Consider the following 25,341-nt stretch of genomic DNA (forward strand, 5'->3'; position numbering starts at 1 on the left):
CCCGGCCGCGGGGGGCGGGGCCCGGCGCCGGCCGCCCGGGGGGGGCGGCGGCTTGGCGCCCCCGCGGGGACGCCCGGGGCGGGGGGGGGGGGGGGGGGCCCCGCCCCCCCCCCCCCACGTCCGTGCTGTTGCTGCTGCTTTTGCCAGTGCTTGCCGTTGCTGTCGCGTCCGTACCGTCCGCCGGTAGGGGCGGTGCGGTCTCTCGGAGTCCGTCGCTCAGAAGCCGCCGGTCTGCTCGTCGCGCCGACGCTGCCAGCGCTGCTCGACCCGGTCCATCATCCCGGCCTTGCGGCGGGGCGCGGCGGCCTGACCGCCGGAGCGCTGCGCCTGGCCCGCGGGCCCGCGGCGCCAGCCCGTCACGGCGAAGACCGCGCACCCGAGCATCACCAGGAAGCCCACCACACTGACCCAGATCTGGTCGACGACCATGCCGCCCATCAGGAGGCCGATGCCGACCACGAAGCCGCCGATGGCCAGATACACCCGCCGGCGGGTGTAGGTGCGCAGGCCGGTTCCCTCAAGCGCCGAAGCGAATTTGGGATCTTCGGCATACAGCGCTCGCTCCATCTGGTCGAGCAGTCGCTGCTCGTGCTCCGAGAGCGGCACGGAGTCCTCCTACTCGTCGGTCGCGGGTGCGACCGGTCCGCCGCCCCGGTCGGGGTGGCAAGTCCAATCAGCCTTCAGAACACGCGGTCGGACGCCTGTACGGGGGCCCGGGCCCGTGTCGTCCATATGCCCCGAGCATCCGGCGGTCATGCTTTCCGGCTTTACCCAGATCATACGGTCCACGGGCCCGTCGCGGAGTGGTCGACCACGCGTGGGCCCGGCCACTTCGGCGGCTCCTCGCCGCACCCTCCTCAACGCGGAAGGGTGCGGACAAGTGCCCGATCCATTGGAATCGGCCCGGACCTGGGGAGATCCCGAGGAGAGGGCGGGGAGACGAGGTGGAAGGCACACCGATGGTGGGCCGGCGAACGGTGGGAAGTCCGTCGGCGAACGGCGGTGGGCCGACAGTGGACCGGCGGCGGGCCGGCGGCGGGCCGGCCGGTCAGCCCAGGGTGGCCAGCAGGTGGAGCTGGGTCGCCACCGCGTGGAAGGCCGGCTGCCCGGCGGCGGCCTCCTCCAGCTTCAGCAGCGCGTCCAGCGCGCCCGGCTCGGTGTCCACCAGGACGCCCGGCACCAGGTCGGCGAAGACCCGCACACCGTGCACCGACTCCACCCGCAGCCCGGCGCCGGCCGCCAGCCGGTCCAGCTCCTCGCCGGTGAAGCGGCGCGGCATCGGGTCGTTCGCGCCCCAGCGGCCGTCGGCGGCGCCCAGCACCGCGCGGGCGTCGTCGAAGTGGCCGCCGAGCGCGCGGGCGAGCACGGCACCGTTGCGGTTGGCGGCCAGCAGGCTCACGAAACCGCCCCGGCGCAGGGTGCCGGCCAGGCTCGCGAGCGCCTCGGCCGGGTCGTCGACGACCTCCAGCACGCCGTGGCAGAGCACCGCGTCGACGGTGCCGGGCGCGACCAGCTCGGGCAGCGTCTGGGTGTCACCCTGCACGGCGCGGACCAGGTCGGTCACGCCGGCCTCGGCGGCTCGCCGCTCCAGCGCGAACAGCGCGTCCGGGCTCGGGTCGACGACGGTGACCCGGTGACCGAGCCGGGCCACCGGCACGGCGAAGTTGCCGGTGCCGCCGCCGGTGTCGACCACGTCGAGCACCGGCTGGTCCAGCTCGGCCACCCGCTTCTCCAGGGCGGCGCGCACCACCTCCCACACCACGGCGGTACGCAGGGCGCTGCGGGGACGCGTCGGGTACAAGGCGAGGCTCCTTGGCACGTGCAGTGTCGATCAGGTTGTCTCCACCTTAGGCCCTCCCGTCCCGGCGCCCCGTTCGGCCGCCCCTTCGCTCACCCGGCCTCGCGCACCTCCGCCTCCCCCGGTCCGTCGGTCCGCCGCCCGTCGGTCCGCCGCCCGTCCGCCCGCTGCCCGTCGAGGTCGTCCAGTGGCAGCCGCGGGGCGGGCGGGGCGGCGTGCAGGCCGAGCAGGCGCTCGACCAGGCGCAGGAACAGGGCCGAGTTGCGGACCAGGTCGTCCGCGTCCCGGACCGAGGCCGAGCCCCGGATGCCCGCCTCGGCGGCCGCCCGGCGGCGCGCGCCCGCCGCGAAGTACGGCGCCCACTCGGCGAGTTCGGGCGCCACCTCGGGCAGCACCTCCCAGGCGCTGCGGATCGCCCGGCGGCGCCGCTCACTCTTCTCCGGGCGCCCGCGCACGGCGAGCACCGCCGCCACGGTGCGCAGCGCCGCGAGGTGCGCGGCGGCGTACCGCTCCAGCGGGTCCTCCAGGCCGCGGGCCCGGGCGAGGGTGCGGTGGGCCTCGGCGAGCAGGTCGAGCGCGGCGGGCGGGGCGGCGGCCCGGCGCAGCACCGGGTGCACATCGGCACCGGCGGACGGCCGGTGGGCGGAGGAGCGCGGCGCGCTCCCCGGTCGGTAGGCGGCGGAGTGGAGGCGGGCGGTGACGGGCTCAGGGTGGCTGATGGTCATGGTCTCCCCCGTTCCGAGGCAGCGCCCGGGCCGGGTGGCCCGTGCCCCTCCATGGTGAACGGCACCACTGACAATCGGGCCCCCCGGTGACCGGCCCGGCCGGCCACCGAAGCGCCGTCCCCCCACGGACGGCGCTTCGGCACTTCCCGGTCCCCCCGGGCACCGGCTCCCCCGTGGCCCGCACCGCCGCCCCGTGTCGGCGGTGCGCGGCCTCCGGCCGGCTCCGGTGCGGACGGGTCCGTGCGATCGCACCGGCCGTCCGCTCCTCCGGGGCGGGGCGCCCGACGCGCCGCCGTCCCGGTGCCACCACTGTGACGTCCGCGCAGGTCAAAGGCCATCCGTGCAGGTACTCAATCGGCCGTCTGAGTATCCGTACTCAGACGGTCGGCACGGGAACCACCGGTCGGCGCGGCGGCGTCCCGGTACGGTACGGCGAGTCGGGCGGATCCCGGCGGGGACTGCGAGCAGGAACGGACGGGGAAACGGATGACGATCGTCCCGCTGATCTTCACCAGCGGACTGGCGAGCGGGATCAACGCCTACGCGGTGGCGCTGCTGCTCGGCCTGCTGGGCCGGTTCGCCGGGGCCGACTCGGTGCCGGCCGCCCTGGAGCGCACCGACGTGCTGCTCGCGGCCGCCGCGCTGTTCCTGCTGGAGGCGGTGGCCGACAAGATCCCGTACGTGGACAGCGTCTGGGACGTCGCCCACACGGTGATCCGGCCGATCGCGGGCGCCACCGTCGGCGCGCTGATCGCCTCCACCGACCCGGGGTCGCTGAGCGAGGTCGCGGCGGGCGCGATGGGCGGCACGACGGCGCTGGTCAGCCACCTCGTGAAGGCCTCGCTGCGGATGGCGGTCAACACCTCGCCCGAGCCGGCCAGCAACATCGCGGTCTCGCTGGCCGAGGACGTCTCGGTGGCCGGGCTGGTCACGCTGGCGATCTTCCACCCGTGGCTGGCCGCCTCGATCGCCGCCGTCCTGCTGCTGGCCGGCGTCCTGCTGGTGTTGTTCGCGATCAACCGGATCCGCGCCTTCCGCGCCCGCCGTCGCGAACGCCGTGCCGCCCGCGCGGCCGGGACCGCCGGGACCGTCGATGCCCCCGGGACCGTCGGGGCCACCGGGCCGGGCAGCCCGTGACCGGGGGATCCGTCCGGCGGTCCTAGGATCGTCACCATGGCACGGATCGTCATCATCGGCGCAGGTATGAGCGGGCTCGCGGCGGCTTCCCGGCTGGCGACCCTCGGGCACAAGGTGACGGTCTGCGAGGCACGCGGCACCTACGGCGGCATGGTCGGCCGCTACGAGCGCGACGGCTTCGCGTTCGACACCGGCCCCGGACTGCTCACCCTGCCCGCCGTCTACCGCGACCTCGCCCTGAAGACCGGGCGCGAGCCGCTGGAACAGCTGGTCGAGCTCGGCCCGGTCGACCCGGAGAGCCGGCACCTGTTCCCCGACGGGACGGCCGTCTCCCTGCCCAACGCCTCCCGGGGCGGCGTGGTCCAGGCCCTCGACGAGGCCTTCGGCCCGGGCGCGGGCGAGCGGTGGGCCGAGGTGCTGAACCACGGCCGCACGGTCTGGGAGGCCACCCGCCGCCCGCTGCTGGAGGAGCCGCTGCCGGCCGACCCGACGCCGCTGCACACCGACCCGTACCCCGTGCCCGGCCCGGCCCGGCGCGGTCTGTTCGGCCGGCGTCGCCCACCGCGCCGGTGGACGCTCGCCGACGTCGCCGCCGAGCAGCTCGGCGGGCACCCGGGACTGACCGCCCTGCTGCACGAGCACGCGCTGCGGTTCGGCCTCGACCCGCGCACCGCCCCCGCCGGGGCCACCGTACTGCCGTACATGGAGCAGTCCTTCGGCGTCTGGTACGTCAAGGGCGGCCTGCGCGCACTGGCCGACGCGGTGTACCGCCGCTGCGAGCAGCGCAAGGTGGAGTTCCGCTTCGAGACGCCGGTCGCCAAGGTCGTCGTCCGCGACGGCCGGGTCTGCGGCGTGCAGACCAAGGGCGACCGGATCGACGCCGACCTGGTGGTCTCCTCGATCGACGCCCGGGTGCTGCACACCCAGTGGATGGGACCGGCCGAGAGCTCGGACGAGTGGCCCGCCGCCGCCGGCCGGCTGCACGGCGTGCCGGGGCGGGTGAGCGTCCTGCTCGCGCTGCGCGGCGCCCGCCCGGAGGGCACGGCGCACCGCACGGTGGTGCACGCCGGTGACCCGGCCGCCGAACTGGCCGGCGTCTTCACCCCGGGCACCCCGCCGACCGACCGGCCGACCGTGCAGGTGCTGCGGCCCGACGACCCGTCGCTGCACCCGGCGGGACACGAGGCCGTGGTGCTGACGGCGACCACCCCGTCGCTGGACCTCGACTGGGGCACGCCCGGGGTCGCGGACGCCTTCGCCGACCGGATGCTCGACCACGTCGACGCGGCCGGCCTGAACCTGCGCGAGCGGCTGCTCTGGCGCGTGGTCCGCACCCCCGAGCACACCGAGCGCGAGACCGGCTCCTTCTTCGGCTCCGTTCCGGCCCCCGCCCTGGCCGGCCTCGACGGCGACCTCCTCCAGGCCCCGAACGAGGACCACCCCGGCCTCTACCTCACCGGCGGCGCCGCCCACCCCGGCGGCGGCCTCGCCCGTGTCGGCATGTCCGCCTGCATCGTCGCCAACCTCATCGGCCCCGCCTGACCCCCGGCACGGAAAGTCGACCCCACCGACTTCCCACGCCCACACCTACGCACATAGACCCCGTGCGAGGCCGCCAGCGCCGCCCCGCATGCGGCGCAAACAGCGCGGAAAGTCGGCCCGGCCGACTTCCCGTGCGCGCGCCTCGCATCTACGCGCATAGAGCGCGTGGCGGCCAGCAGCCAGAGCCCCTCGGAGCAGAAAGTCGGCCAGGCCGACTTCCCATGCACACCTCCACGCCAGCCCCCATACAGCCGCCCGGCGACCCGAGGCCAGGAGGGGCATGTGGCACGGAAAGTCGACCCCGCCGACTTCCCGTGCACACGACGCCGAATGTATGCGCATAGAAGCCGATGAGGTCCCCGGGCGCCGGCAACCGGCGCCCGGGGATGGATGGAGCGGAAAGTCGGCGGAGCCGACTTCTCGGGCGAGCGCCGCGCGAGCGGCATGGGAAGTCGGCGGGGCCGACTTCCCATGCGTGCGGGCGCGCGTCTACGCGCATAGAGAGCACGCGGGGCCGCGCTGGCGGCCGGAGATCGCGAGGCGGGACGGAGTGGGAAGTCGGCCCCGCCGACTTTCTGTGCGCTTGAGGGCGCGCCGGCGGCCGGAGGCCGCGGGCGTGCGCGGACGTCCCGGGTGCGCTCGGGTCAGGGCTGCTGCTGCCAGGTGGGGTGCTGCTGCTGGTAGCCGTACTGGTCGTAGTGGGGCTGCTGCGGCTGGTGCGGGATGCCGGTGATGGGCTGCTCGGGCTGCGGCTGGGGCTCGGTGGGCTGCCACTGCTGCTGGTCGTAGCCGTACTGCTGCTGTTGCTGCTGTTGCTGCTGCTGGTAGCCGGTGTACGGGTCGGCCTGCTGCTGCTGGTAGTTGCCGTACGCGTCGGGCTGCTGCTGGTAGGTGCCGTAGCCCTGGTCGTAGCCGTACTGCTGCTGCCACTGCTGCTGCTGGTCGTAGCCGTACTGCTGCTGTTGCTGCTGCGCCGGGTCGTAGCCGGCCCGGTAGGCCTCGGTGTAGGCGGCGGCGTCCTGCTGCTGCTCGTAGTAGGACGACGCGTACACGCCGTCGGCGGCGAGCTCCTGCATCTCGAACGCGGCGGTCTGCTCGACGGCCGTCTCCTCCGCCGCCGGCGGCACCACGGCCGGGGCCTCCTCGACCGCGCCCACCTCGCCGACCTGCTCCACCGCGACCGCCGCGGCGGCGACGGCCGCGCCCCCGCCGGTGAGCGCACCGAGCAGCGGCACCTTGGCGAGCGGCCCCGGCAGCCTGCCGTCCGCCGCCCGCAGCGACCACCCGGAGGCGTACCCGCGCTTCACCGAGAGCGTCACGAAGGTCTGGCCGACCGCGAACATCGCGGCGCCCGCGCCGATCACCGGCACGGAGCCCGCCGCCATCCCGGCGGCCACCGCGAGGAAGCCCGCCAGGGCGAGGCCGCGCCAGTGCAGCGGGGCCCGGTTCTGGAACAGCAGCTCGGCGACCAGCCAGAGTGCCACCACCGCCAACGCGACGTACAGCAGCAGGTATCCGATGCCCATCCCGCCCGCTACCTCCAGTCGCGTGCCCGCGCCCGCCGCGCGTGTGCGGCGACTGTACCGGTTCAACGGCCCGGGTACCGCATCGCGTTCCCGTCCCCCGCAGGAACCCGGCGGGAACCCTGCGGGAACCCCGCAGGAACGCGACGCGCCGCAGTTCAGCGCCGGTGCAGACCGAGGTTCTGGTAGATCTCCAGCGTCGCCGTCGAGTGGTTCAGCGTGATGAAGTGCAGCCCGGGGACGCCCTCCGCCAGCAGCCGCTCGGACATCGCGGTGGCGTGCTCCATGCCGATCGCGCGCAGCGCCGCCGGGTCGTCGATCACCGCGCGCAGCCTGGCCTCCAGGTCCGGCGGGAAAGCCGAACCGCTCAGCTGCGGGAAGCGCTCCAGCTGCTTGGCGTTGGTGACCGGCATGATCTCCGGGATGATCGGCGTCTCGCAGCCGGCGGCCGTCACCCGGTCGCGCAGCCGCAGGTAGTCGTCCACCTCGAAGAACATCTGGGTGATCGCGTAGTCGGCCCCGGAGCGGACCTTCGCCACGAAGTGCCGGATGTCGTCGTCCCAGTTGGTCGAGCGCGGGTGCATGTTCGGCGAGGCCGCCACGCCGACGCAGAAGTCGCCGATGCCCTTGATCAGCTCGACCAGCTCGTACGCGTAGGTGACGCCCTCCGGGTGGCTGACCCACTCGCCCAGCGGGTCGCCGGGCGGGTCGCCGCGCACCGCGAGGACGTTGCGCACGCCCTGGTCGGCGTACTGGCCGATGATGTTGCGCAGCTCGGCGACGGAGTGGTCGACGGCGGTCAGGTGGGCGACCGGGGTGAGCGTGGTCTCGGTGGCGATCCGGCCGACCATGTTCACCGTGCGCTCGCGCGAGGAGCCGCCGGCGCCGTACGTCATGCAGACGAAGTTGGGGTCGAGCGGTTCGAGCCGCCGGATGGCGTCCCAGAGCTTCTGCTCGCCGACCTCGGTGCGCGGCGGCATGAACTCGAAGGAGAAGGACCGCTTTCCTGCTGCCAGGAGTTCGCGGACCGTCTGCGCGCGGTCCGGTCTGGTCGAAGCGATACCGAGTGCCATGCTGGCAGGTTAGCCGCCGGTGGAAGGGCGCGGACAACTCGGTCCCAGCCCTTGAGACGCCGGATGGACGACAGGTGGACGCCGGATGGACGACACCGGGGCCCTGCGCGGGATCCGCGCGGACGGCGGACGGACGGCGGACGGACGGCGGGCCGCGCGCCCGGCCGGAGCTCGCGCGTACGGCTGTTCCCCTCCACCCCGGATACGCTTGCTGCGCACCCCAGCTACCTCCGGAGCCCCATCGTGACCTCCTCCAGCCACCGGCCGGCCAACCCGATTGACGTGGAGGACGTGCGCGAGCGCGTCAACGCGGCCCTCGTCGGCTTCATGGACGGCCAGTCGGCCCTGCTCGGCAAGGTCTCCCCGCAGCTGGAGCCGGTCACCGAGGCGCTGCGTGACTTCCTGCTGGACGGCGGCAAGCGGCTGCGCCCGGCGTTCTGCTACTGGGGCTGGCGCGGCGCCGGCGGCCCGGCGGCGGGCGAGGGGATCACCCGGGCGGCGGCGGCCCTGGAGCTGCTCCAGGCCAGCGCGCTCGTCCACGACGACCTCATGGACCGCAGCGACACCCGCCGCGGCCTGCCCTCCGTGCACCGCCGCTTCGAGGCGATGCACCGCGAGCGCGGCTGGCGCGGCGACCGCGAGCAGTACGGCGCCTCGGCGGCGGTGCTGCTCGGCGACCTGCTGCTGATCTGGTGCGACGAGCTGTTCCTGAACTCCGGCCTGGACCCGGCGGCGGTGCTGGCCGCCAAGCCGATGTTCGACCTGATGCGCACCGAGGTGATGGTCGGCCAGTACCTGGACGTACTGGAGCCGGTCGCCGGGGACTCCACCGACCAGGGCGCGCTGGACCGCGCGCAGACCGTCCTGCACTACAAGTCGGCCAAGTACACGATCGAGCGGCCGCTCCAGGTCGGCGCCCTGCTCGCGGGGGCCCCGCCCCGGCTGGTGGAGGCCTACGGGGCGTTCGGCCTGCCGCTGGGCGAGGCGTTCCAGCTGCGGGACGACCTGCTCGGCGTGTTCGGCGACCCGGTGGTCACCGGCAAGCCGGCCGGCGACGACCTGCGCGAGGGCAAGCGGACGCTGCTGGTCGCGCACGCCATGCGGGGCCTGCCGGCCGCCGAGGCACGGCACCTGGACGAGCGGCTGGGCGCACCGGACCTGACCGCCGGGGAGGTCGCCGGGCTGCGCGAACTGGTGGCCCGCAGCGGCGCGCCGGAGCGGGTGGAGCAGCGGATCGAGGAGCTGCTGCGTCAGGCGCTGACCGCGCTGGACGAGGCGCCGCTGGCGGACCCGCGGGCCCGCGGGACGCTGCTGGCGCTCGCCGAGGCCGCCACCGTCCGCAAGTACTGACCCCCTCCGCACAGGCGCGGGGGCGGAGCGGACGGCGGCGGCCCCGGTCGGTCAGCGGGCGCGCAGCCGGCGGGCGAACTCGGCGGCCGCGGCCCCCGGGTCGTCCGCGGCGGTGATGGCCCGGACGACGACCACCCGGCGGGCGCCGGCGGCCAGCACCTCGTCCAGGTTGCCGAGGTCGACGCCGCCGATGGCGAACCACGGGCGGTCGGTCCCCAGCTTCGCCGCGTACTCGACCAGGCCCAGGCCCGGCGCGGGGCGTCCAGGCTTGGTCGGGGTCGGCCAGACCGGACCGGTGCAGAAGTAGTCGACGCCGGGCTCGGCGGCGGCCGCGGCCACCTCGGACTCGGCGTGGCAGGACCGCCCGATCAGCACGTCCTCGCCGATGATCGCCCGGGCGGCGGGCACCGGAAGGTCGTCCTGCCCGAGGTGCAGCACGTCGGGGCCGGCCGCGTGGGCGACGTCGGCGCGGTCGTTGACGGCGAGCAGCTTGCCGTGCCGGCGGCAGGCGTCGGCGAAGACCTCCAGCGCCGCCAGTTCCTGCCGGGCCTCCAGGCCCTTGTCCCGGAGCTGGACGATGTCGACGCCGCCGGCCAGCGCCGCGTCCAGGAACTCGGCGAGGTCGCCGCGCTCGCGCCGGGCGTCGGTGCACAGGTACAGCCGGGCGTCGGCGAGCCGATCCCGTCGGTCCGTCACAGCGCCATCGCCTGGGCGCGGCGCTTGACCTCGGTGGCCCGGTTCTCCCAGAGCGCCTGGACGGGGGTGCCGGGCAGCGACGGGTCCTCGCTGAACATCCATTCGAGGATCTCCTCGTCGCTGAACCCGCTGTCGCGCAGCACCGTCAGCGTGCCGACCAGGTGCTTCACCGGGCCGGTCTCGTCGATGAACGCCGCCGGGACCTGCAGCGACTTGTTGGGGCCGCGGCGGACGGCGATCAGGTCACCCTTCTTGACCATGTTGCGGACCTCGGTGACCACCAGACCCCACTTCTCGGAGATGTCGGGGAGGTACAGCCACGCGGGGACCAGGGCTTCAATCTTGGCTTCGATCTCACTCACAAGCACCAGACTGCCACCTCGGCGGCCCGCCGCGCACCAACCGGGTCCGCCGCCCGGCGCTACCCGGCGGCCAGGGCCGACTTCAGCGGGACCGCCGGGTCGGCGGCGCGGGCCGGGTCGAGCACGGCGCCTCGCTCGATCAGCCGCCGTCCCTGGGTCAGGTCGCGCGGCCGGTCGACCGCGAGCAGCGCGCGCAGGGCGCCGTCGCGCAGCCAGAGCACCGACCAGCCGGCGTCCGACGGCGAGCCGCGCCACAGCAGCTCGTCGCCCGCGCCGTGCCGTCCGGCGTACTGCGCCATCCGGCCGAACTGCTCGGACCAGAAGTACTGCACCGGGTCGTACGGCGGCGCGTCCGTTCCGAGCAGGGTGGCGGCGACGGCCTCGCCGGACTGCAGCGCGTGGTCCCAGTGCTGGACGGTCAGCCGGGTGCCGGAGCGCACCGAGGGGTAGCTGACGCAGTCGCCGGCCGCGAGGACACCCGGCACGGTGGTGCGCAGCCGCTCGTCCACCAGCACGGCGCCGGCCGCGTCCAGGGCGACCCCGGTGCCGGCCAGCCAGCCGGTGGCCGGGCGGGCGCCGATGCCGACCACCACCTCGTCGGCGGGCAGGTGCGAGCCGTCGGCGAGCAGCACCGCGCCCGGTTCGACGGCCGCGACGCCGGTGCCGCAGCGCAGGTCCACCCCGGCCTCGGCGTACCAGGCGGCCATCGCCCGGCCGACCTCGGCGGGCAGCGCGCCGGGGACGGGCGCCGGGCCGGCCTCGACGACGGTCACCTCGCAGCCGGCCGCCCGGGCGGCGGTGGCCACCTCGGCGCCGATCCAGCCCGCGCCGACCAGCACCAGGCGCAGGCCGGGGCGGAGCAGGGCGCGCAGCGCCAGCGCGTCGTCCAGGGTGTGCAGCAGATGGGCGCGCTCGGCGCCGGGCAGGGCCCGCGGCTCGGCGCCGGTGGCGATCACCAGCGCGCCGTACGGCTCGTCCCCGGCGTCGGTGTGCAGCAGGCCCGCGCCGCCGGGGCCGCCGGGGGTGAGTCCGGTGGCGCGGCGGCCGGTGAGCAGCTCGACGCCGAGGCCGGCGAAGTCGAGGTCGAGGGCGGTGCTGTCGGTCTTGCCGAGGAGGACGTCCTTGGAGAGCGGCGGCCGGTCGTACGGCGCGTGCGGCTCCTCGCCGACCAGCGTGATCCGCCCCTGCCAGCCGTCGCGCCGCAGCACCGCGGCGCACTGCGCCCCGGCCAGCCCGGCGCCCACCACGACGACCCGATCCGTCTGTCCCGTTCCGTTCAGCTCAGCCACGCCCGTCACTGTACTGAGGCCGGTCCCGGGTCCGAGGTCCTAGGCCGCCCCTCCCCCGTCCCTCCCCGCCCCGCTCCCGGGCACCTTCAGGGGGCGCACCCCCCGGAGTTAAGGTGGGGGCACCATCACGGGAGCCCGGCGCACCGGGCTGAGAGGCGGGCTGGCACGGCCCGCGACCGTCCGAACCTGATCCGGGTCATACCGGCGAAGGGAGAGCAGCTTTGACACGCCTGGTACGGGGCGCCCATGCCGAGGTGCTGGTCATCGGCGGTGGGATCATCGGCCTCGTCGTCGCCTGGCGGGCGGCCCAGCGCGGGCTGCGCGTCCTGCTGGTCGACCCCTGGCCCGGCCACGGTGCCGCCCAGGTCGCGGCGGGCATGCTCGCCCCGGTCACCGAACTCCAGTACGGCGAGGAGCCGCTGCTGCGCCTCGGGATGGCCTCCAACGAGCGGTACGCGTCCTTCGCCGCCGAACTCACCGAGGCGAGCGGCGGCCGGGACATCGGCTACCGGCAGTGCGGCACCCTCGCCGTCGCCCTCGACGCCGACGACCGCGCGGAACTGCGCGAGCTGCACGCCTTCCACCAGCGGCTCGGCCTGGACTCGCAGTGGCTCACCGGCCGTGAGGCCCGCCGACTGGAGCCGATGCTCGCACCCGGCGTGCGCGGCGGCCTGCACGTCACCGACGACCACCAGGTAAACGGCCGCCGGCTGGCCGAGGCCCTGCTGCACGCGTGCGAGCGGGCCGGCGCGGTGGTGCACCGCACCGAGGTCACCGAGCTGCTGGTCGAGCACGACCGCGCGACCGGAGCCCGGCTGGCCACCGGCGAGAGCGTCACCGCCGACCGGATCGTGCTCGCGGCCGGCTCGCGCAGCCACCTGCTGCCCGGCCTGCCCCCGGGCGTGCTGCCGGCGATCCGCCCGGTCAAGGGGCAGGTGCTGCGGCTGCGGGTGCCGGAGGCGTACCGGCCCTTCCTCTCGCGCAACGTGCGCGCCGTGGTCCGCGGCGGCCACCTCTACCTGGTGCCGCGCGAGAACGGCGAGCTGGTGGTCGGCGCGACCACCGAGGAGCAGGGCCACGACACCACGGTCACCGCCGGCGGGGTGTACGAGCTGCTGCGCGACGCGCACGAGCTGGTCCCCGGCATCACCGAGCTGCCGCTGGTGGAGACCGGCGCCGGGCTGCGCCCCGGTTCGCCGGACAACGCGCCGCTGCTCGGCCCGACCGCGCTGCCCGGCCTGGTCGCCGCCACCGGCCACTACCGCAACGGCGTCCTGCTGACGCCCGTCACCGGCGACCTGCTGGCCGACTACCTGGCCACCGGCACCCTGCCGGAGCTCGCCCACCCGTTCGCCCCCACCCGATTCACGAAGGTCCCGGCATGAGCCCCCGCACCAGCGACATCCCCCTGAGCGTCAACGGCGAGCCCCGCGAGGTGCCCGCCACGACCACCCTCGCCGAGGTGGTCGCCACCCTCAGCCAGGCGCACTCCGGCGTCGCCGCCGCCCTGAACGAGGCCGTGGTGCCGCGCGCCGAGTGGCCGCGCACGCCGCTGTCGGCGGGCGACCGGATCGAGATCCTCACCGCCGTCCAGGGAGGCTGACCGATGGCCGACGACCTTCTCACCATCGCCGGGACGCCCTTCTCCTCCCGGCTGATCATGGGCACCGGCGGCGCCCCCAGCCTGGAGGTCCTGGAGCAGGCGCTGCGGGTGTCCGGCACCGAGCTGACCACCGTGGCCATGCGCCGGGTGAACGCCGGCACCCAGGGCTCGGTGCTGGACGTGCTGAGCCGCAACGGCATCCGGGTACTGCCCAACACGGCCGGCTGCTTCACCGCCGGCGAGGCCGTGCTGACCGCCCGGCTGGCCCGCGAGGCGCTCGGCACCGACTGGGTGAAGCTGGAGGTGATCGCCGACGAGCGGACCCTGCTGCCGGACCCGATCGAGCTGCTGGACGCCGCCGAGACCCTGGTCGACGACGGCTTCACGGTGCTGCCGTACACCAACGACGACCCGGTGCTGGCCCGCAAGCTGGAGGACGTCGGCTGCGCGGCGATCATGCCGCTGGGCTCGCCGATCGGCTCCGGCCTGGGCATCCGCAACCCGCACAACTTCCAGCTGATCGTGGAAGGCGCGGGCGTCCCGGTGATCCTGGACGCCGGCGCCGGCACCGCCTCGGACGTCGCGCTGGCGATGGAACTGGGCTGCGCCGCGGTGATGCTGGCCTCGGCCGTCACCCGCGCCCAGGACCCGGTGCTGATGGCCGACGCGATGCGGCACGCCGCCGAGGCGGGCCGGCTGGCCCACCGGGCGGGCCGGATCCCGCGCCGGTTCCACGCCGAGGCCTCGTCCGCGATGGCCGGCCGCGCCGACCTGGACACCCGCGAGCACCCGGCGTTCTGAGGGTCCGCTCCGTCCGTTCCGAGCACCCGACATTCCGGATAATCAATACGATCATCGTTCTGGTGTCACAAACCGGGCACAGAGCGGCCCCGGGAGCGGTGTCTCCCGGGGCCGGCGGACCCCCACGTCCTAGACTCGCCGGGTGGACATGGCATTGCACGACCCCCTGATCGGTACCCTGCTCGACGGCCGGTACCGGGTCGAGCGGCGGATCGCCACCGGCGGCATGTCCACCGTCTACCAGGGCACCGACACCCGGCTCGACCGGGTCGTGGCGCTCAAGGTGATGCACCCCTCGCTGGCCGGCGACACCGCGTTCACCAGCCGCTTCATCCGCGAGGCCAAGGCCGTCGCCCGGCTCGCCCACCCCAACGTGGTCAACGTCTTCGACCAGGGCGCCGACGGCGCGCACGTCTTCCTCGCCATGGAGTACGTGCCCGGCGGCACCCTGCGCGACCTGCTGCGCGACCGCGGCGCGCTGTCCGTGCGAGCCGCCCTGGACATCCTGGAGCCGGTGCTCGCCGCCCTGGGCGCCGCCCACCGGGCCGGACTGGTGCACCGCGACGTCAAGCCCGAGAACGTGCTGATCACCGAGGACGGCCTGGTCAAGGTCGCCGACTTCGGCCTGGTCCGGGTGCTCGACGCCGCCGACGGCGCCACCACCTCCACCACCGCGACGGCCGGCACCGTGCTCGGCACCGTCTCCTACCTCGCGCCCGAGCAGATCCGCCCGGGCGCCGAGACCGACCAGCGGGTGGACGTCTACGCGGCCGGCATCCTGCTCTACGAGATGCTCACCGGCGCCCGCCCGCACACCGGCGAGAACCCCGTCCAGGTGATGTACCGCCACCTGCACGAGGACGTCCCGCCGCCGTCCGCCGCCGTCCCCGGCGTGACGCCCGGGCTGGACGCCATAGTGGCCGGCGCCTGCGCCCGGGACCGCGCGAACCGCCCGCACGACGCGGTCGAGCTGCTCGCCGCGCTCCAGCGGGTGCGCCGCGGGCTCACCCCGGCCCAGCTGGACGCCGAACCGCCGGCCTCCACCCGGCCCAGCCCGCGGTACCCGACCGGCGAGGCGACCTCGGTGCTCACCCCGGTGCTGCTGCCCGCGCCCCCGGTCGAGCGCACCAGCGTGCTGGACGTGCCGCCGGACCTCATGGACCAGCTGCTCACCGAGCCCCGCCCGTACGACGAGCCGCCGCCCCCGCGCGCGCCGCGCCGCGCCCGGCGCCCCCGGTCCGCCACCGCCCGCCGGCTGCCGCGGGGACCGCTGATCTGGACGGCCGTGGTCGCCGCCCTGGTCCTGCTGGTCGGCGGCGCCACCTACACGATCTCCGGCGCGGTGTACGGCACGGTGCCGGGCGTGCTCGGCAAGGACCGGACCGAGGCGGAGCGGATCCTGGACGCCGCGGGCATGCACGGGCGGGTCTCCGAGGTGTACAGCGAGTCCGTCCCGGTCGGCCAGGTGATGGCCGCCGCCCCCGGGGTGGGCACCCGGACCAGGAAGAGCGACGCGGTCACCCTCACCGTCTCGCGCGGGCCCAAGCGGATCGCCGTCCCGGACGTGGTCGGCCGCCCGTCCGCGCAGGCCTCCTCGACGCTGACCGGGGCGCAGCTGACCGCCGCCACGGTGACCGAGACGTACAGCGACACCGTCCCGGAGGGCTCGGTGATCAGCAGCTCGCCGGCGGCCGGGCAGCAGGTGCCGGAGAACACGCCGGTCGCGCTGGTGGTCAGCAAGGGCATGGTGCCGGTCCCGGACGTCACCGGGATGTCCAAGGAGGCCGCCGAGAAGGCGCTCCAGGCGGCCGGGTTCACGATGCAGAGCAGCGGGGTCAACCTGTTCGGCACCGGCAAGGTGACCGGCCAGTCCCCGGCGGCGGGCGAGCGCCGTCCGCAGCGCACCGTGGTCACGGTCAACTTCCCGTTCCTGTAGGCGTTCCCGCGCGACCCGCCGTCCGCTGCCCGCCGTCCGCTGCCCGCCGGCTCAGCGCAGCGGGCCGTCGCCCGGCTCCTCCTGGTGGGAGTAGCGCTGCTCCCGCCACGGGTCGGCCCGGTTGTGGTAGCCGCGCTCCTCCCAGAACCCGCGCCGGTCGGCCCGCATGTACTCGACCGCCCGGACCCACTTGGGGCCCTTCCAGGCGTACAGCCGGGGGACGACCAGCCGGACCGGGAAGCCGTGCTCGGCGGTGAGCGCCTCGCCGTCGCGGTGGGTGGCTAGCAGCGTGTCGGCGGCGGCGAAGTCCTCCAGCCGCAGGTTGGCGCTGTAGCCGTACTCGGCCCAGACCATGACGTGGGTGACGCCGGTGTCCGGCGGCGCGAGGTCGAGCAGGGCCGCGGCGGCCACCCCGGTCCACTCGCCGTCGAGCACCGAGAAGCGGGTGACGCAGTGCAGGTGGGCCCGGACGGTGGTGCGCGGCAGGGCGTTGAAGCCCTCGAAGTCCCAGCTGTGCTTCTCGGCCGAGGCGGTCGCGCCGAACACCTGGAGATCCCAGGTCAGCGGCTTGAAGCGGGGCACCGGGCCGTAGTGCAGGGCGGGCCAGCCGCGCTGGACGCGCTGGCCGGGCGGGAGCCCGGGGTCAGACGGCGACGACGGTTCTTGTTCGGACTGACCCATGGATCCATGGTGACAGACGGCGGGCGGCACCCGAAGTGCGCCCCTTCCGCACTCCACGCGCCCCGCTCGTACGGGCCAACGACGGGGGCGAGGGTTTTCCTGTGCGCTGGGCAAATCGGATATTCCGACACATGTCCTAGTGAGTGTGAACTTACTGGAATTTCGCCCCAAAGCGGTGCCAGGATGCCTCCAGCCGGAGCCGACGGGCACACGGCCCCGATCCCGCACGCAGAGCAGGAAGGCAACACCATGAAGGGCGACGCAGAGGTCATCGAGTTCCTCAACGAGCAGCTCACCGCCGAGCTGACCGCCATCAACCAGTACTTCCTGCACGCCAAGATGCAGGAGAACTTCGGCTGGACGAAGCTCGCCAAGTACACCCGGCACGAGTCCTTCGACGAGATGAAGCACGCCGAGGTGCTCACCGACCGGATCCTCTTCCTCGACGGGCTGCCCAACTACCAGCGGCTCTTCCACGTCCGGATCGGCCAGACGGTCAAGGAGATGTTCGAGGCGGATCGGCAGGTCGAGGTCGAGGCGATCGACCGGCTCAAGCGCGGGATCGTGGTGATGCGGGCCAAGAACGACGTCACCTCGGCCAACATCTTCGAGTCGATCCTGGCGGACGAGGAGGAGCACATCGACTACCTCGACACCCAGCTCGCCCTGGTGGAGAAGCTCGGGGAGGCGCTCTACATCGCCCAGCTGATCGAGCAGCCGGAGTCCTGAGCGCGGCAGACCGCGGGGCTCCGGCCCGGGGCCGCGGTCAGGCGGCGCGCAGCCGCGCCGGCGCGACGACGGGCACCGGCGCCGCGACCGCGGGCGCGGCGGTGGGCACGACCGCGGGCGCGGCGGCCGGGTCGGCCAGGCCCAGCCTGGCGGCCAGCCGGGCGGTCGGGCAGGGCCGGGCGCCGTGCTCGCCGAGCAGCGCCTGGATCCGCCGCACGCAGGAGCCGCAGTCGGTCCCGGCCTTGCAGCCCTTGGCGATCTGGCGCGGGGTGTTGGCACCGCCGTCGATCGCCTGCTTCACCTGGTCCTCGGTGACCGCATGGCACATGCACACGTACATCGCGGTCTCTCCCGGGGGTGAAGCGGTGAAGCGGACTGGATCTTGACTAAGGCAAGCCTTAGTTCACTGAGCCTCACCTTACCCCGGTGGAGCGAGTACGCAAAAGCCTCCCCGGCCCGGGAAACCCCCAGGCCGGAGAGGCTTTTGTCACATGTACTGTCACATGCGCGGCACCCTCGGGCGCCGCCCGTGGATCGCCGTTCAGTTGCCGCCGCGGTACATCTCGGCGACCAGGAACGCCAGGTCCAGCGACTGGCTGCGGTTGAGCCGCGGGTCGCAGGCCGTCTCGTAGCGCTGGTGCAGGTCGTCGACCAGCACCTCGTCGCCGCCGCCGACGCACTCGGTGACGTCGTCACCGGTCAGCTCGACGTGGATGCCGCCCGGGTGGGTGCCGAGCGCGCGGTGCACCTCGAAGAAGCCCTTGACCTCGTCGAGCACGTCGTCGAAGCGGCGGGTCTTGTGGCCGCTGGACGCCTCGAAGGTGTTGCCGTGCATCGGGTCGCAGATCCAGACCGGCTGCGCGCCCGAGGCGGTGACCTTCTCCACCAGGGTGGGCAGGTGCTCGCGGACCTTGCCCGCGCCCATCCGGGTGATGAAGGTGAGCCGGCCGGGCTCGCGCTCCGGGTCCAGCTTCTCGATCAGGGTCAGCGCCTCGTCGACCGAGGTGGTCGGGCCGAGCTTCACGCCGATCGGGTTGCGGATCTTCGAGGCGAACTCGATGTGCGCGTGGTCCAGCTGGCGGGTGCGCTCGCCGATCCACACCATGTGGCCGGAGACGTCGTACAGCTCGCCGGTGCGCGAGTCCACGCGGGTCAGCGCGGTCTCGTAGTCCAGGATCAGCGCCTCGTGGGACGAGAAGAACTCGACCGTCTTGAACTCCTCCGGCGCCACGCCACAGGCGTTCATGAACGCCAGCGCGTTGTCGATCTCGCGGGCGAGCTGCTCGTAGCGCTGGCCGGCCGGCGAGTTGCGCACGAAGTCCTGGTTCCAGGCGTGCACCTGGCGCAGGTCGGCGTAACCACCGGTGGTGAAGGCACGCACCAGGTTGAGCGTCGCGGCGGACGCGTTGTACATCCGCTTCAGCCGCTCCGGGTCCGGGATCCGGGACTCGGGGGTGAACTCGAAGCCGTTCACCGAGTCGCCGCGGTAGACCGGCAGGGTCACGCCGTCGCGGGTCTCGGTCGACTTGGAGCGCGGCTTGGAGTACTGGCCGGCGATGCGGCCGACCTTGACGACCGGCACCGAGGCCGCGTACGTCAGCACGGCCGCCATCTGCAGCAGGGTCTTGAGCTTGTTGCGGATGTGCTCCGCCGAGACACCGTCGAAGGCCTCGGCGCAGTCACCGCCCTGCAGCAGGAACGCCTCACCACGGGCCACGGCACCGAGCCGGGCGCGCAGCTGGTCGCACTCGCCCGCGAAGACGAGCGGCGGATACGAGGCGAGCTCGGCAAGGGTCTTGCGCAGAGCCTCTTGGTCCGGCCATTCAGGCTGCTGCGCCGCGGGCAGGGTCTGCCAGGTGTGGAGATTCGTCACGGTCACGCGCCCAAGGCTACGGGGTGCGACAACCGATTTGTGACCACCGCCCGAGGGGTGAGACACCGTGCGGACAATCGGGTGACGGGCCTCACTCCCGGCCCGGCATCCGCTAGGCTCGGGCCCGTGAACACGCCGCACACCTTCCCCTGGTGGTGGGCCGACCCCCTGGGTGGCCCACAGCCCGCGCGTTCCTAGACGCAGACGACCGGCCGCCCCTCGGGGCGGCCGTCGGCGTTCTCCAGCCGGTCGACAGCCCTCCCGGGAGCGGAATCCCCACCGCCGCAGAAGCCACCCCGGAAGGAACGCCGTTACCGTGACCAGTGCCGCCGACCTGCTCGCCCGACTCACCGCCGCCGACGCACCGGCCTTCGCCCTGCTGCACCGCCGCACCCCGCGCACCGCCCCGGACACCGTCGAGGTGCTGCTCGGCACCGTCGGCGTCCACGACCGGCTGGCCGACCTGCCGGTCCGGCACGGCGCCCCCGCCGACGGCCCCGTGCACGACCTGCTCGCGCTCGTCCCCTACCGGCAGATCCGCGAGCGCGGCTTCGAGGCGCACGACGACGCCACCCCGCTCCAGGCCCTGGCCGTCACCGAGCAGTACGCCCTGCCGCTCGCCGAGGTCGCCGCCGCACTCCCCCGGCTGCCGGTCACGCTGCGCGACGGCGGCTTCGACATCGACGACGCCGAGTACGCGGCGATCGTGCGCCGGGTGATCGAGGAGGAGATCGGCCGCGGCGAGGGCGCCAACTTCGTCATCCGCCGCGACTTCACCGCGACGCTGGAGGCCCCCGGCGGAGCCGGTGACGGACATTGCTCCCCCGCCCTCGCGCTCACCCTGTTCGGCCGGCTGCTGGAGCAGGAACGCGGCGCCTACTGGACCTTCCTGGTGCACACCGGGGACCGCGTCCTGGTCGGCGCCTCCCCCGAGGTGCACGTCCGGCAGAGCGGCGGGACGGTCGTGATGAACCCGATCTCCGGCACCTACCGCTATCCGGCCGCCGGCGCCGGACTGGACTCGCTGCTCGACTTCCTCCACGACCCCAAGGAGCTGGAGGAACTGACCATGGTGGTCGACGAGGAGCTCAAGATGATGTGCACCGTCGGCGACCTCGGCGGCCAGGTGCTCGGCCCGCGGCTCAAGGAGATGTCCCACCTCGCGCACACCGAGTACGAGCTGCGCGGCCGGACCTCGCTGGACGTCCGCGAGGTGCTCCGGGAGACGATGTTCGCCGCCACCGTCACCGGCAGCCCGGTGCAGAACGCCACCCGGGTGATCAAGCGCTACGAGCGCGGCGGCCGCGGCTACTACTCCGGCGCGCTCGCCCTGATCGGCCGCTCGGCCAGCGGCGGCCAGCTGCTCGACTCGCCGATCTGCATCCGCACCGCCGACATCGACCCGGCCACCGGCCGGCTCGCCGTCCGGGTCGGCGCCACCCTGGTGCGCCACTCCGACCCGCTCTCCGAGGTCGCCGAGACGCACGCCAAGGCCGCCGGGGTGCTCACCGCGATCGGCGCCCGCCCGGCCCCCGCCCGGCCGGCCGGCCCGAGCGGCCCGCGGCTGGCCGACGACCACCGCGTCCAGGCCGCGCTGGACGCCCGGCGGGCCGGCCTCGCCCCGTTCTGGCTGCGGATGCAGCAGCCGGCCCCGGCCACCGAGGCGCTGGAGACCCTGGTCGTCGACGGCGAGGACACCTTCACCGCGATGCTCGCCCATCTGCTGACCTCGCTCGGCCACCGGGTCACCGTGGTCCGCTACGACGAGCCGGGCCTGCGCGAGCGGGTCGCCACCCACCCCGGCCCGCTGGTGCTCGGCCCCGGCCCGGGCGACCCGGCCGCCGCGGACGACCCCAAGATGGCCGTGCTGCGCCCGGTCGTCGCCGACGCGCTGGCCGCCGTCCGCGACGGCCGGCGCACCGCCCCGGTGCTCGCCGTCTGCCTCAGCCACCAGCTGCTGTCCGCCGCGCTCGGCCTGCCGCTGGTCCGCAAGGCGGTGCCCTACCAGGGCGCGCAGGAGGACGTCGACCTGTTCGGGACGCGGCGCACGGTCGGCTTCTACAACGCCTTCACCGCCCGCTGCACGGACCAGGACGCCGCCCGGCTGGCCGCCGAGGGCGTCGAGGTGGCCCGCGACCCGCTGACCGGGGACGTGCACGCGCTGCGCGGGCCGGGCTTCGCCGGGCTGCAGTTCCACCCGGAGTCGGTGCTCACCCGGGAGGGCGTGGAGATCGTCGCCGGGCTGCTGCGCGGCGCGGTGGCCGCCGCCCGCTGAGCCGGGGCGCCGGGCGGGGTGCCGGACCGCACCCCGCCCGGTGGGGCGTCAGATCCCGTCGTCCAGCCCCTGCTCGATCGCGTACCGGACCAGCTCGACCCGGTTGTGCAGCTGGAGCTTGCCGAGGGTGTTCTGGACGTGGTTCTGCACCGTGCGGTGCGAGAGCACCAGCCGATCGGCGATCTGCTTGTACGACAGACCCTTGGCGACCATCCGCAGCACCTCGGTCTCCCGGGCGGTCAGCTGCGGGACGACCGGCGCGGCCGCGGCGGGCGGCTCGGCCGCCAGCCGGCGGAACTCGCCGAGCACCAGGCCGGCCAGGCCCGGCGTGAACACCGCGTCGCCGACGGCCGTGCGGCGCACCGCGTCCAGCAGCTCCTCCCGCCCGGCCGACTTGACCAGGTAGCCGGTCGCGCCGGACTTCACCGCCTCCAGCACGTCCGCGTGCTCACCGCTCGCGGAGAGCACGAGGACGCGCACCGTCGGATCGTGCGCGACCACCTGGCGGCAGACCTCGGCGCCGGGCAGACCGGGCAGGTTGAGGTCGAGCACCACCACCTGCGGCGCGCAGGCGCGGGCCCGGCGCACGGCCTCCTCGCCGTCGCCGGCGGTGGCCACCACGTCCAGTCCGGCCTCGGCGAGGTCGCGGGAGACGGCGTCGCGCCACATCGGGTGGTCGTCCACCACCATGACCCGCACCGGTCGCCCCGCGGGCGCCTGCTGGTCGATCGGCTGCTGGGTCGTCATGCTCGGGGCCCTTTCGCGGGAGGTGTCGGCACGGGGGTTCTCACAGCGCGGCGGCCGGGGCGCCGGAGCCGGCGCGCGGCACCCGCAGCTCCACCTCGACGCCCTCGCCGGGCGCCGAGTACAGCTCGGCCGAGCCGCCGAGGTCACGCAGCCGGCCGCGGATCGACTGGGAGACGCCGAGCCGGCCGGCCCGCTCCGCCTCGCCGAGCCGCCCGGGGGCGAAGCCCGGGCCGTCGTCGCGGATCGAGACGGTGACGGCCTGCGGCTCGTCCTCCAGCAGGATCCAGGCGCGCGCGGCGGGCCCGGCGTGCCGGCGGACGTTGTCCACCGCCGCGCCGACCGCGGCGGCGAGCTCGCCGGCCGCCGGGGCCGCGAGCAGCACCGGGGTGCCGGGGGCGGAGAGGGTGACCCGCTCGTCCGCGTACGGGGCGAGCAGGGCGCGCAGGTCCTGCGGCGGCTCCGGCTGCTCCGCGCCGCGCGGGGCGGGCAGCGGGCCGCCGCTCATCAGCGCGCGCAGGGCGCGCTCCTGCTCGCCGGCCAGCCGGCCCAGCTCGGCGAGGTCCGCGCCGTCGGCGGACCCGGCGCCGGACGGGGCCTCGGAGCCCCGGCGCTGGACCAGGGCGAGCACCTGCAGCACGCCGTCGTGGATGTCCCGGGAGAGCCGCTCGCGCTCCCGGGTGGCCGCCTCGACCTGGAGCGCCCGGGTGAGCGTGGCCTCGCTGGCCCGGGCGAGCTCCATGACGTAGCCGATCGCGCAGCCGGACAGCATCAGCAGCACGATGTTGTGGATGTTGTCGCCGGTCGGGCCGCCGTGGCCGAGGATGTTGGCCACCCCGATCACCGAGCCGGCCGCCGCCGCCCAGCGCCAGCCGCCCCGCCCGGCGAAGCCGAGCACGGTGCCGGCCGCCCAGATGGTGGGCAGGGTCGGCGCGCCGTGGCTGATCCGGGACGGTTCGTCGATCACCCCGCTCATCACGATGCCGGTGACGACGAGGACCAGATCGGTGGCGAGCACGTACCAGGTGCAGCGGTGCGGGCCGGAGAAGGCCCGGGTGGAGGCGAGCGTCCACAGCGTCAGCGCGCCGAGGTAGATCCAGCCGGCGACCGGGTGCAGGAACTGCAGGTAGGAGTCGAAGTACCGGAGCAGCGCGTAGCAGAGCGCCAGCACCCGGAAGAAGGAGATGGCCCGCCAGAGCGGCAGTTCGACGGACATGCCGCCCGCCGCCACCGCCGCGCCGACCGTGCCCGGGCCGGGCCCGGTTCTGCCGCCGTCCGTCATGCCCGCCGTCCTCCCCCCGTGCGGCCGGCCCCGGCTCAGGCCGGCCCGGTCCCCTTCTGCGGCTCCTGGCCGGCCTTCTCGGCCTCGGCCGCCTTCTCCGCCTCCGCCTTCTCCTCGGCCTTCTCGGCCTTGGCGGCGGCCTGCTCGGCCTTCTGGACGGCCTTGCGCTCGGCGTCGGCCTTCTTCTTGTCCTCGGCGATCTGCCGCTTGGCGGCGGTCGCGTAGACGTCGACGTACTCCTGGCCGGACAGCCGCATGATCTCGTACATCACCTCGTCCGTCACCGAACGGAGGATGAAGCGGTCGTTCTCCATGCCCTGGTAGCGGGAGAAGTCCAGCGGGCGGCCGATCCGGATGCCCGGGCGGATGCCGAAGTTCGGGACCACCTGGCCGGGCGGCTGCACCTTCTCGGTGTCGATCATCGCGACCGGGATGACCGGCGCGCCGGTCGCCAGCGCGACGCGGGCCAGGCCGCCGACCTTGCCCCGGTAGAGCTTGCCGTCGGGCGAGCGGGTGCCCTCCGGGTAGACGCCGAACAGCTCGCCGCGGTCCAGCACGGCGATCGCCGACCGGATCGCCGCCTCGCCGGCGCCGCGCACGCCCGAGCGGTCCACCGGGAGCTGGCCGACGCCCTTGAAGAAGGCGGCGGTCAGCCGGCCCTTGATGCCCGGCGTGGTGAAGTACTCGGCCTTCGCGATGAAGGTCACCCGGCGCTTGATCAGCGCGGGGAAGAAGAAGGAGTCCGAGAAGGACAGGTGGTTGCTCGCGATGATCGCGGCACCCTCGGTGGGGATGTTCTCCTCACCCTCGATCCACGGCCGGAAGAAGATCCGCAGCAGCGGCGCGACGATCATCTTCATCAGTCGGTAGAACAACCCGGGCCTCCTGTATTGCGGACCGGTCGATCCTAATGCCCCTCGGTGTCCGCCCGTGCCCCGCCCCGCCCCGACGGGGTGTCCGGGCCGCCGGGTGACGGGGTGTCGGGCCGGCTTCCCGGCGGGGGTGTACGGAGCGGGCGGGCCCGTGGGACGATGCGAATTCCGCAGCCGCCCGCACCGGTCCGCCCCGCACGCCCCCGTCCGTACAGCGCCCCCTCCAGCGTCCTCGCCCGCGAAGGAGTCCGCCATGCCGCTGCTGCCCGGCGCCGAACCGTACCGCCACCGGGGCGGGCCGGTGGGCGTCCTGCTCTGTCACGGCTTCACCGGCTCGCCGCAGTCGCTGCGGCCGTGGGCGGAGGACCTCGCCGCCACCGGGTGCACCGTCTCGCTGCCGCTGCTGCCGGGCCACGGCACCCGCTGGCAGGACATGCAGGTGACCCGCTGGGAGGACTGGTACGCCGAGGTCGAGCGGGAGCTGCTGGCCCTGGCGGCGGAGTGCGAGCGGGTGTTCGTCGTCGGGCTGTCGATGGGCGGCGGCCTGGCGCTGCGGCTCGCGGCGGTGCACGGGAGCACGGTCGCCGGGCTGGTGCTGGTCAACCCGTCGGTGCGCTCGGACAACCCCGCGAGTGTCATTCTGCCGGTGCTGCGGCACCTCCTGCCGAGCCTGCCCGGGGTAGCCAACGACATCGCCCGGCCCGGCGCGGTCGAGCTGGGCTACGACCGGACGCCGCTGCACGCCGCCTGGTCGCTGGCCCGGCTGTGGAAGGAGGTCCAGGCGCGGCTGCCGGAGGTGACCCAGCCGGTGCTGCTCTTCCACAGCCCGCAGGACCACGTGGTCTCGGCGGCCAACTCCGAGCTGGTGCTGGCCCGGATATCCTCGACCGATGTGACGGAGCGGCTGTGCCAGCGCAGCTACCACGTCGCGACGCTGGACCACGACGCGGCGGAAATATTCGCGACCGCCCAGGACTTCATCCGACGGTTGGCCCCCGCGCAGGCGGCGGGCGCCACCTCGGTGAAATCCGACCACCACCAAGGCTGAAG

At 74.6% G+C, this 25,341-nt stretch carries 24 protein-coding genes and 1 riboswitch; of the genes, 10 read left to right on the top strand and 14 right to left on the bottom strand.

The window, feature by feature from the left end:
- Window positions 1-216 precede the first annotated feature (216 nt).
- The 3 genes from ACFU9E_RS22300 to ACFU9E_RS22310 form a co-directional block, all read right to left on the bottom strand.
- Window positions 217-606 carry a DUF3040 domain-containing protein gene (locus tag ACFU9E_RS22300; protein WP_355361718.1) on the bottom strand — a complete coding sequence of 130 codons (390 nt, stop codon included), beginning with the start codon at window positions 604-606 and terminating at the stop codon, window positions 217-219.
- 442 nt (window positions 607-1,048) lie between these two features.
- Complete coding sequence (locus ACFU9E_RS22305; RefSeq protein WP_380689950.1) at window positions 1,049-1,801, bottom strand: methyltransferase domain-containing protein; 753 nt, start codon at window positions 1,799-1,801, stop codon at window positions 1,049-1,051.
- Between the two features lie 89 nt (window positions 1,802-1,890).
- Complete coding sequence (locus tag ACFU9E_RS22310; protein WP_380689952.1) at window positions 1,891-2,523, bottom strand: SAV_6107 family HEPN domain-containing protein; 633 nt, start codon at window positions 2,521-2,523, stop codon at window positions 1,891-1,893.
- Window positions 2,524-3,009: 486 nt separating this feature from the next.
- Here ACFU9E_RS22310 and ACFU9E_RS22315 point away from each other — a divergent pair, with 486 nt between their 5' ends.
- Together ACFU9E_RS22315 and ACFU9E_RS22320 are read left to right on the top strand one after the other, a co-directional pair.
- Window positions 3,010-3,660, top strand: coding sequence for a DUF4126 domain-containing protein (locus tag ACFU9E_RS22315; protein WP_380689777.1), 651 nt, complete (start codon window positions 3,010-3,012; stop codon window positions 3,658-3,660).
- Window positions 3,661-3,696: 36 nt separating this feature from the next.
- Window positions 3,697-5,202, top strand: a complete 1,506-nt coding sequence (locus tag ACFU9E_RS22320; protein ID WP_380689775.1) for a phytoene desaturase family protein — start codon at window positions 3,697-3,699, stop codon at window positions 5,200-5,202.
- Window positions 5,203-5,846: 644 nt separating this feature from the next.
- Here the strand turns inward: ACFU9E_RS22320 and ACFU9E_RS22325 are convergent.
- Together ACFU9E_RS22325 and metF are read right to left on the bottom strand one after the other, a co-directional pair.
- A complete protein-coding gene (locus tag ACFU9E_RS22325) occupies window positions 5,847-6,728 on the bottom strand; it encodes a hypothetical protein (protein ID WP_380683770.1) in 882 nt (293 codons plus the stop codon).
- 155 nt (window positions 6,729-6,883) lie between these two features.
- The gene (gene metF / locus ACFU9E_RS22330; RefSeq protein ID WP_380683771.1) at window positions 6,884-7,798 is read right to left on the bottom strand and encodes a methylenetetrahydrofolate reductase [NAD(P)H]; all 915 of its coding nucleotides are present in this window, start codon (window positions 7,796-7,798) and stop codon (window positions 6,884-6,886) included.
- Window positions 7,799-8,041: 243 nt separating this feature from the next.
- Here metF and ACFU9E_RS22335 point away from each other — a divergent pair, with 243 nt between their 5' ends.
- Complete coding sequence (locus tag ACFU9E_RS22335; RefSeq protein ID WP_380683772.1) at window positions 8,042-9,148, top strand: polyprenyl synthetase family protein; 1,107 nt, start codon at window positions 8,042-8,044, stop codon at window positions 9,146-9,148.
- Window positions 9,149-9,199: 51 nt separating this feature from the next.
- On the opposite strand, the gene thiE is transcribed toward ACFU9E_RS22335, so the two are convergent.
- Genes thiE through ACFU9E_RS22350 form a run of 3 tightly spaced genes read right to left on the bottom strand, consistent with a single transcriptional unit; the run spans window position 9,200 to window position 11,495 of the window.
- Window positions 9,200-9,844, bottom strand: a complete 645-nt coding sequence (gene thiE, locus ACFU9E_RS22340; protein WP_380683773.1) for a thiamine phosphate synthase — start codon at window positions 9,842-9,844, stop codon at window positions 9,200-9,202.
- On the bottom strand, window positions 9,841-10,206 hold the full coding sequence (locus ACFU9E_RS22345) for an Rv2175c family DNA-binding protein (protein ID WP_350549447.1): 366 nt from the start codon (window positions 10,204-10,206) through the stop codon (window positions 9,841-9,843). The genes thiE and ACFU9E_RS22345 overlap by 4 nt, the downstream gene beginning before the upstream one ends.
- 59 nt (window positions 10,207-10,265) lie before the next feature.
- Window positions 10,266-11,495: an NAD(P)/FAD-dependent oxidoreductase gene (locus ACFU9E_RS22350; RefSeq protein WP_380683774.1), complete on the bottom strand. Its 1,230-nt coding sequence runs from the start codon at window positions 11,493-11,495 to the stop codon at window positions 10,266-10,268.
- A gap of 120 nt (window positions 11,496-11,615) precedes the next feature.
- A riboswitch (TPP riboswitch) is annotated at window positions 11,616-11,722 on the top strand.
- On the opposite strand from ACFU9E_RS22350, the gene thiO reads away from it, so the two are divergent.
- From thiO to pknB, 4 genes are all read left to right on the top strand, one after another.
- Entirely contained in the window at window positions 11,717-12,880 is a 1,164-nt protein-coding gene (gene thiO / locus ACFU9E_RS22355) for a glycine oxidase ThiO (protein ID WP_380683775.1), read from the top strand. It overlaps the preceding riboswitch by 6 nt.
- On the top strand, window positions 12,877-13,098 hold the full coding sequence (gene thiS / locus ACFU9E_RS22360; RefSeq protein WP_380683776.1) for a sulfur carrier protein ThiS: 222 nt from the start codon (window positions 12,877-12,879) through the stop codon (window positions 13,096-13,098). The genes thiO and thiS overlap by 4 nt, the downstream gene beginning before the upstream one ends.
- Before the next feature lie 3 nt (window positions 13,099-13,101).
- Window positions 13,102-13,899, top strand: coding sequence for a thiazole synthase (locus tag ACFU9E_RS22365; protein WP_380683777.1), 798 nt, complete (start codon window positions 13,102-13,104; stop codon window positions 13,897-13,899).
- A gap of 148 nt (window positions 13,900-14,047) precedes the next feature.
- Window positions 14,048-15,835 carry a Stk1 family PASTA domain-containing Ser/Thr kinase gene (gene pknB, locus ACFU9E_RS22370; RefSeq protein WP_380683783.1) on the top strand — a complete coding sequence of 596 codons (1,788 nt, stop codon included), beginning with the start codon at window positions 14,048-14,050 and terminating at the stop codon, window positions 15,833-15,835.
- A 51-nt stretch (window positions 15,836-15,886) separates the two neighbouring features.
- Here pknB and ACFU9E_RS22375 read toward each other — a convergent pair whose 3' ends face one another.
- The gene (locus ACFU9E_RS22375) at window positions 15,887-16,516 is read right to left on the bottom strand and encodes a molybdopterin-dependent oxidoreductase (RefSeq protein WP_380683778.1); all 630 of its coding nucleotides are present in this window, start codon (window positions 16,514-16,516) and stop codon (window positions 15,887-15,889) included.
- 249 nt (window positions 16,517-16,765) lie between these two features.
- On the opposite strand from ACFU9E_RS22375, the gene bfr reads away from it, so the two are divergent.
- Window positions 16,766-17,245, top strand: a complete 480-nt coding sequence (gene bfr, locus ACFU9E_RS22380) for a bacterioferritin (RefSeq protein WP_355361745.1) — start codon at window positions 16,766-16,768, stop codon at window positions 17,243-17,245.
- Between the two features lie 37 nt (window positions 17,246-17,282).
- On the opposite strand, the gene ACFU9E_RS22385 is transcribed toward bfr, so the two are convergent.
- The gene (locus ACFU9E_RS22385; protein ID WP_380683779.1) at window positions 17,283-17,585 is read right to left on the bottom strand and encodes a bacterioferritin-associated ferredoxin; all 303 of its coding nucleotides are present in this window, start codon (window positions 17,583-17,585) and stop codon (window positions 17,283-17,285) included.
- 201 nt (window positions 17,586-17,786) lie between these two features.
- On the bottom strand, window positions 17,787-19,124 hold the full coding sequence (locus ACFU9E_RS22390; RefSeq protein WP_380683781.1) for a class II 3-deoxy-7-phosphoheptulonate synthase: 1,338 nt from the start codon (window positions 19,122-19,124) through the stop codon (window positions 17,787-17,789).
- A 310-nt stretch (window positions 19,125-19,434) separates the two neighbouring features.
- Here ACFU9E_RS22390 and ACFU9E_RS22395 point away from each other — a divergent pair, with 310 nt between their 5' ends.
- The gene (locus ACFU9E_RS22395; protein WP_380683782.1) at window positions 19,435-21,393 is read left to right on the top strand and encodes an anthranilate synthase family protein; all 1,959 of its coding nucleotides are present in this window, start codon (window positions 19,435-19,437) and stop codon (window positions 21,391-21,393) included.
- 48 nt (window positions 21,394-21,441) lie between these two features.
- Here the strand turns inward: ACFU9E_RS22395 and ACFU9E_RS22400 are convergent, their stop codons facing one another.
- From ACFU9E_RS22400 to ACFU9E_RS22410, 3 genes are read right to left on the bottom strand one after another with little or no spacing between them, the layout of a single operon-like run.
- Entirely contained in the window at window positions 21,442-22,140 is a 699-nt protein-coding gene (locus ACFU9E_RS22400) for a response regulator (protein WP_380688240.1), read from the bottom strand.
- A gap of 40 nt (window positions 22,141-22,180) precedes the next feature.
- Window positions 22,181-23,419, bottom strand: a complete 1,239-nt coding sequence (gene macS, locus ACFU9E_RS22405) for a MacS family sensor histidine kinase (protein ID WP_380688238.1) — start codon at window positions 23,417-23,419, stop codon at window positions 22,181-22,183.
- 35 nt (window positions 23,420-23,454) lie between these two features.
- Entirely contained in the window at window positions 23,455-24,279 is an 825-nt protein-coding gene (locus tag ACFU9E_RS22410; RefSeq protein ID WP_380688242.1) for a lysophospholipid acyltransferase family protein, read from the bottom strand.
- 265 nt (window positions 24,280-24,544) lie between these two features.
- On the opposite strand from ACFU9E_RS22410, the gene ACFU9E_RS22415 reads away from it, so the two are divergent.
- A complete protein-coding gene (locus ACFU9E_RS22415) occupies window positions 24,545-25,339 on the top strand; it encodes an alpha/beta hydrolase (protein WP_380688236.1) in 795 nt (264 codons plus the stop codon).
- Window positions 25,340-25,341: the final 2 nt, after the last annotated feature.

This window comes from Kitasatospora sp. NPDC057595 (assembly GCF_042800875.1).
Classification (GTDB): Bacteria; Actinomycetota; Actinomycetes; order Streptomycetales; family Streptomycetaceae; genus Kitasatospora.